The 7,139-nt window shown below is 42.2% G+C and carries 7 protein-coding genes and 1 pseudogene; 1 reads left to right on the top strand and 7 read right to left on the bottom strand.

Annotated features, from left to right (window positions below; genetic code table 11):
* Positions 1 to 316: 316 nt before the first annotated feature.
* Positions 317 to 505, top strand: a pseudogene (locus AC1DVB_RS24065) (transposase); the annotation flags it as partial.
* 155 nt (positions 506 to 660) lie between these two features.
* On the opposite strand, the gene AC1DVB_RS24060 reads toward AC1DVB_RS24065, so the two are convergent.
* From AC1DVB_RS24060 to AC1DVB_RS24030, 7 genes are all read right to left on the bottom strand, one after another.
* Entirely contained in the window at positions 661 to 1,950 is a 1,290-nt protein-coding gene (locus AC1DVB_RS24060) for an NCS2 family permease (protein WP_477591294.1), read from the bottom strand.
* Between the two features lie 280 nt (positions 1,951 to 2,230).
* On the bottom strand, positions 2,231 to 2,998 hold the full coding sequence (sigF, locus tag AC1DVB_RS24055) for an RNA polymerase sporulation sigma factor SigF (RefSeq protein WP_034308137.1): 768 nt from the start codon (positions 2,996 to 2,998) through the stop codon (positions 2,231 to 2,233).
* 13 nt (positions 2,999 to 3,011) lie between these two features.
* Positions 3,012 to 3,452: an anti-sigma F factor gene (gene spoIIAB, locus AC1DVB_RS24050; protein ID WP_034308139.1), complete on the bottom strand. Its 441-nt coding sequence runs from the start codon at positions 3,450 to 3,452 to the stop codon at positions 3,012 to 3,014.
* Position 3,453: 1 nt separating this feature from the next.
* Entirely contained in the window at positions 3,454 to 3,804 is a 351-nt protein-coding gene (gene spoIIAA, locus AC1DVB_RS24045) for an anti-sigma F factor antagonist (RefSeq protein WP_034308142.1), read from the bottom strand.
* Positions 3,805 to 3,935: 131 nt separating this feature from the next.
* Positions 3,936 to 5,102: a D-alanyl-D-alanine carboxypeptidase family protein gene (locus AC1DVB_RS24040; protein WP_063575718.1), complete on the bottom strand. Its 1,167-nt coding sequence runs from the start codon at positions 5,100 to 5,102 to the stop codon at positions 3,936 to 3,938.
* A gap of 206 nt (positions 5,103 to 5,308) precedes the next feature.
* Positions 5,309 to 6,613, bottom strand: a complete 1,305-nt coding sequence (locus tag AC1DVB_RS24035; RefSeq protein WP_057278759.1) for a pyrimidine-nucleoside phosphorylase — start codon at positions 6,611 to 6,613, stop codon at positions 5,309 to 5,311.
* Positions 6,614 to 6,679: 66 nt separating this feature from the next.
* A partial coding sequence (locus AC1DVB_RS24030) for a purine-nucleoside phosphorylase (RefSeq protein WP_477591291.1) occupies positions 6,680 to 7,139 on the bottom strand: 460 nt, incomplete at its 5' end.

Raw genomic sequence — 7,139 nt, 5'->3', positions numbered from 1 at the left:
ACCTTGGACGTTGATTGGAACGTAGGGCACTCGCTTTCCGCGGGCGGTCCGCCCTCGGCGCATTTGCACCTGTGGGGTCTCCCTTGGACTCGCTATTCCCGCAGGAGTCTCGCACACCCGCTCCAATCAACATGTTTAAAAATTTGGATAGAACTCCTTTTGCCTACAGTCTTTTTTGTTTTAAAATAGATMTATTAAAATTTGAGGTGATGAGGATGCTTTCGAAACATCATCTTCAACGAGATCAACTGGTGCCGGCGAACCATTTGGTTCGTAAAATGGAGGCTTCCATTGATCCAGTCATCTAAAATGTGTAAAACCTTTATATGCGAAACGTAAAGAAACGATTGAGCRTGTATTCGCAGATGCAAAAGAAAAGCATTGTATGCGTTAGATAACTTTAAGGGGACTTAAAAAATTGTTGATGCAAGCGATGCTTACTTTCGCTGCCATTAATTTAAAGAAGATGGCCACKTGGACATGGCRAGGTCCTAAAATCCCGTAACATAGTGACTCGAAGAGCCCAAATCTCTTAACCTTTGGTCAAAATTTCAAAGGGAATTTTAAAAGGGGTTCGGAATTTTTTAATTCCGAACCCCTTTTGYCTACAAACTGAGACACCTGCAATGTCAGAGATGTCTTTTTGGTTTACATTCACTATTAATGAGTGGGGAAGAAAATCAGCTGAACCAAAAATATCAACCCAAAAATATATATGAGCGGATGTACCGATTTTCCTTTTCCGCTGAATACCTTCATTAGGGGATATGTAATGAACCCAATTGCAATCCCTGTAGATATACTTGAAGTAAGCGGCATCGTTAAAATGATCGCAAATGCTGGAAATGCCTCATCAAAAAGTTTCCAATTGACTTTAGCCAGACCTTCCATCATGAAACATCCCACGATGATCAAAACGGGTGCTGTGATTGCCTGAACGGAAGAAATTGCCGATATCAATGGAGAAAAGAAAATCGATACAGCAAACAAGATGGCCACGACAGTAGCGGTCAATCCCGTACGTCCGCCTGCAGCCACTCCCGTACTCGATTCCACATAGGCAGTCGATGGGCTTGTACCAAACATCGAGCCGACTGTAGTCGCAATCGCATCACCTAAAAAGGCTTTCTTGGCACGAGGGATTTTCCCATCCTTCGTTAGTCCTGCCTGTTCTGTCACGCCAATCAAGGTGCCTGTCGTATCGAAGATCGTCACAAGTAAAAAGGCGAAGACAATTGAATATAAAGAATTCGTGAAGACCCCAGCGATATCGATATCGAAAAATACCGGTGTCGGAGGTACAGATAAGACCCCATCGAAGTCGAGCAAACCGATAATGTAGGCAATGATTGCCGTAACGATCATGCCAATGAAAATGGCCCCTTTTATATTACGGGCCATAAAAATCAAGGTAATGAATAAGCCTGCTAACGCTAAGACGGTTCCTGGCTGATGTAAATCGCCAAGCGTCACCATCGTTGATTCATTTGGCACTATGATTCCAGCATTTTTCAATCCGATAAACRCAATGAATAAACCAATTCCGGATGTAATGCCGTATTTTAATGAGTTAGGAATCGCATCAATTATCATTTTACGCAAGCTAGTCACGCTAATTAATAGAAATAGCAAACCAGCAATGAAAACCGTACCGAATACGGTCTGGTATGAAAGGCCCTGTGCCCCCACCACGCTGGCAAAATAAGCATTCAAGCCCATCCCTGGTGCTATCGCAATCGGGTATTTTGCAACGAGCCCCATGATTAGGGTACCAATCACCGCTGATATGACCGTTGCCATGAAAACTTGTTCAAATGGAATTCCGATTGAAGACAATAATGCCGGATTCACAATGAGGATATAAACCATAGTCAAAAATGTCGTAACACCCGCCATGACTTCTGTACGGACATCCGTCCCATTTTCTTTCAGGGAGAAAAACTTTTCCATAAACATATTTTAGACCTCCAGATCTAAAGGAATCACCGACAACCGTTTGCACGAAAAGACAAGGTGTCCTAATATTGTAATGCATCGACGTTTTTCCTGTTCATTATTCATTGAAAGAAAGATAAAAAAACGAATGAGAAACGCGACCTTTACTATAATATTCGTTTTTATCCCTAAATTCAACTAAAAATTCGGCCCCATCCCTAGTTTCATCTTAAATCACTTTTACTTTTTCCTAAAATCAGTATTTATTTTCAGCTCAATAAAAAAACCACATGAATCACTGATTCATGTGGTTTTTCATTTGCTGAAGAATCTTTTTCTCCAGCCTTGATACCTGAACTTGGGAAATGCCAAGCCTTGCCGCCACTTCCGATTGCGTCTGATCTTTATAATACCTCAGGAAAACAATCAGCCTTTCACGTTCATTCAATTCATGTATGGCTTCTTTCAAAGCGATTTGATCGAACCAGGATGTTTCATTATGGTCGGCAATCTGGTCAAGAAGAGTAATCGGATCTCCATCATTTTCGTAAACCGTTTCATGGATCGATGAAGGGCTCCTGCTAGCTTCTTGGGCCATGATGATTTCCTCTGGCGAAAGCTCTAGATGTTCCGCCAATTCATTGACAGTCGGAACGCGGCCATACGTCTTTGAAAGTTCCTCTTTGGCCCTGCGAATTTTATTCGCCATTTCCTTTAATGACCGGCTTACTTTAACCGTTCCGTCATCACGGATAAAACGTTGGATTTCACCAATGATCATAGGCACAGCATACGTTGAGAATTTCACTTCAAACGATAAGTCAAATTTATCCACGGACTTCAACAGACCTATACAGCCTATTTGATAAAGGTCATCTGGTTCGTAACCTCGATTGAGGAATCTTTGCACTACTGACCATACGAGCCTCAGATTGCTATTGACAATCAGATTCCTTGCATCTTGGTCACCGCTCTGGCTGCGTTGGATTAAATTCCGCAATTCCTCATCTTTTAAATGGGGCTGGCCTTTCTTGCTCTTCTCGTTTTTAACCTCCACATCCATATGCAAGTCTCCCTTAATTGCACAAAGCTCTGCTTGTAGTTAAGTGCTTTTTTAATCGAATGATCGTGCCTTCGCCCTTATGGGAAATTATATTGATTTCATCCATGAAGTTTTCCATGATGGTGAATCCCATACCGGAACGCTCAAGTTCGGGTTTTGTCGTAAATAACGGCTGTTTAGCCTCCTCGACGTCTTCAATGCCCAGTCCTTCATCCCGGATGGTCAATTCCACAGTATCGCCTTCGATGACCACTGAAATGTAGACCCAACCTTCCGGGTCACTCTCATACCCATGGATGATCGAATTCGTAACGGCTTCTGACACGACAGTCTTGATCTCTGTCAATTCATCCATCGTCGGGTCCAATTGGGCAATGAATGCCGCAACAGTTACCCTGGCAAAAGATTCATTTTGGCTAAGTGCAGAAAATTTCGTTTCCATTTTATTTTTCATATTAGGCAACCCCCAGTCTTTGCAAAGCGTTTTTTTCGGATAGTTCCATTTTAACAATTTTAAACAACCCTGACATCTCAAATAACCGCTTTACTGCTGGAGAAATTGCACAGACCACCATTTCACCTTGCTTTTTGTTTACCTGCTTATAACGGCCCAAAATAACTCCGAGCCCTGAACTGTCCATAAAATCCAATTCTTCCATGTTGAGGATGATATGCTTGATATTATGCTTTTGAATGGCTGCCTCTGCCTGATTTTTTAATTTTTCTGCTGTATGATGATCTAAATCACCTTTGAGACGAATGCACAATACTCGGTTTTTCGCCTCCATATTAATCGTAAGACTCATTATATACAGCCTCCTTCACTGTCTTATAAAGAGTCAAATTCTCTTTTTCACCTGCCGATTCCTCCTTACTAGCAAAACTAGTGGAGTTTCGCCTAAATTAGTACGATTAACAGGCAATGCGACAATTTATTCTATTTCGAATGGGTAAACATGCCGAAAGCCCGTTTATACAATTGCCACCAGCTGGCATTATCAACAGTTTCCTTCGCAACAATCGGAGATTCGACATATACCTTACCGTTTTTCTTCAATTCAAGCGTACCAATTTCATCACCTTTTTTAATCGGGGCATCCAAATCTTTATCAAGCGTGATTTTTTTTGTAAAGTCCTTTGCCGTTCCGTTTTTGGCTGTCAAAACTGAAATAGGTTCACTTGTGACGCCCACCACGGTTTTCTTTTGCCCTTTACTTACCTTGGCTTCACCTAACACCTCACCGCGTTTATAAATAGGGTATGTGATGTATTGTGAAAATGCATAATCTAACATCTTGGTAACCTGAGCGTTTCGTTCCTTTGGAGAAACGGCTCCGAAAACGACGGCAATGACACGCATATTCCCTTTTTTAGCAGTCGCTGTCAAACAATATTTCGCTTCATTTGTGAATCCTGTTTTCAGTCCATCGACCCCAGGATAAAATTTCACTAACCTATTTGTGTTGACAAGCCAAAATTTCTTTTCGGTATTTTCACGGAGATAATCTTCATATGTACCCGTGAACCTTGTAATCGTATCGTATTTCAATAATTCCTTCGCCATGATCGACATATCATGTGCTGAACTGTAATGATCTTTAACAGGAAGTCCTGTTGCGTTTTGGAACTTTGTATTTTTCAACCCGAGGTCTTTCGCCTTTTTGTTCATTTCCCTGACAAACTCTTCTTCCGATCCAGCTAGACGTTCAGCCATCGCCACCGATGCATCATTCGCCGAACCAATCGAGATGCCTTTAAGCATTTGTTCCGTGGTCATTTCTTCACCTGGCTCGAGGAAGATCTGGGAACCGCCCATCGACGCTGCATACTCACTAGTCCTGATTTTCTCCTTCATGCTGAGTTCGCCTTTATCGATCGCTTCCATGATCAGCAGCATCGTCATGATTTTCGTCATGCTTGCCGGTGAAAGGCGATCGTCTGCATTTTTATCATAGAGAACAGTACCTGTATCCCGTTCAATCAAAATAGCGGATTTAGCATTTGCCGCCAGTTCGACTCCTTTTTCTTCAGCTGCTTTTGTATGCGGGATGTTAAAACCCAATGCTACCAAAACGGTTAAAAATACAGAAAGAATCCGCTTCATCTCCATACCCTCCAATCTTTATATTTTTTATTTTTTCCATTAAACCCATTTTTATACAAATAAAGATGAATTTTGAACATATACTGGATATAGGGTAACAAAGTGAACCAAATTAAAAGAGGATGCGCATGGGCATCCTCTTTTAATAATTCAATGGGATAAACGTAAAAAGGCCGCTCAAAAGCGCGGCCTTTTTTGGGAAATGTTTATTCCATGATCTCTTTATAGATCAATGTAGGTTTTTCTATTTTCTCTTTTGAAATCGCAATGCTTTCATACAATTTTTCTTTCACCTTTGAAACATCTTCGAAATTGCTGTAAATCGTCACAAGTGATTCACCTTTTGCCACGGTTTCCCCGATTTTTTTACGAAGTACCAGTCCGACGGCCAAATCAATCTCTGATTCTTTTGTCGCCCGCCCGGCGCCTAACAGCATGGCTGCCGTTCCTACTTCATCAGCGATGATTTCCGATACATATCCGTCCTCTTTCGCTTCCAGCTCGAAAGTATGAGCAGCCTGCGGTAGTTTTTCCGGCTGATCTACAACCGAACCATCGCCTCCCTGCGCTTCCAGGAAAATCTTGAATGAGTTAAGTGCAGAACCATCCTTGATCGCATTTTCCAGCAAGGTTCTTGCTTCTTCTAGCGAGTTTGCCTTTTTGGCAAGGTATACCATATGGCTTCCCAGTGTTAAAGAAAGTTCCGTTAAATCTTCCGGTCCCTCTCCTTTAAGCGTATCGATGGCTTCCTTCACTTCTAAAGCATTTCCGATTGCGTAACCCAACGGTTGGCTCATATCGGAAATGACAGCCATCGTGTTTCGTCCCACATTGTTTCCGATGCTAACCATTGCATGCGCCAATTCTTCGGAATCTTCGAGAGTTTTCATGAAAGCGCCCGCTCCCGTTTTAACATCAAGTACGATTGCATCAGCACCAGCGGCGATTTTCTTACTCATGATCGAGCCAGCTATCAAACCGATACTGTTAACGGTACCCGTAACATCGCGCAATGCATATAACTTTTTGTCGGCCGGAGTCAGGTTACCRCTTTGCCCAATGACAGCTATCTTATTTTTATTGACAAGTCTGATGAACTCGTCATTTTCTATTTCGACATGAAATCCTTTTACAGACTCCAACTTATCGATCGTCCCGCCTGTATGGCCAAGACCGCGTCCTGACATCTTTGCCACTGGAACACCAACAGCAGCAACCAATGGTCCAAGCACTAGAGTTGTGGTATCACCCACACCTCCTGTTGAATGTTTATCGACCTTAATTCCTTCAATCATCGATAAATCAATTTGATCTCCCGATTCGACCATTGCCATGGTTAGATCAGCACGTTCCTGCTCATTCATGCCTTTAAAATAAACTGCCATTGACCAAGCGCTCATTTGGTAATCCGGAATCGATCCATCGGTAAAGCCATTGATGATGAACTGTATTTCTTCTGTAGTAAGAGCCTTTCCATCACGCTTTTTCTCGATTAAGTCTACCATTCTCATAATAGAATCCCCACTTTTTAAAGACACCGATTTTCTTTAGGTGTACTTGTATTTTTTTGGTTCGTTTTATATGTCTTTAACGATTTGCTTAACAAATTCAAGAAAACTGCTTTTCACTTTTTCAGTCGTTTCAATTACCTCTTCATGTGACAAAGGCTGATCCAGAATGCCCGCGGCCATATTGGTAAGGCATGAGATTCCGAGCACCTTCATTCCGCTATGCCTTGCTACGATAACTTCCGGGACTGTCGACATACCAACTGCATCCCCGCCAAGGATCCTTGCCATTTTCACTTCTGCCGGTGTCTCATAGGTCGGTCCTGTATTACCGATATAGACACCTTCTTTAATATCCAATCCTAGTGAAGCTGCTATTTTTTTTGYTTGCGTCCGAAGGTCTTTATTATAAGCTTCCGACATATCAGGGAATCTAGGGCCGAAACGCYCTTCATTAGGACCAATCAATGGGTTTGCCCCCATTAAATTAATATGATCCGTAATGAGCATCAAGTCACCTGGTTGATAG

Source organism: Peribacillus sp. P4_D6 (assembly GCF_056401795.1).
Note: the sequence above shows the minus strand (reverse complement) of the source record. Positions and strands in the feature narration are given on the sequence as shown.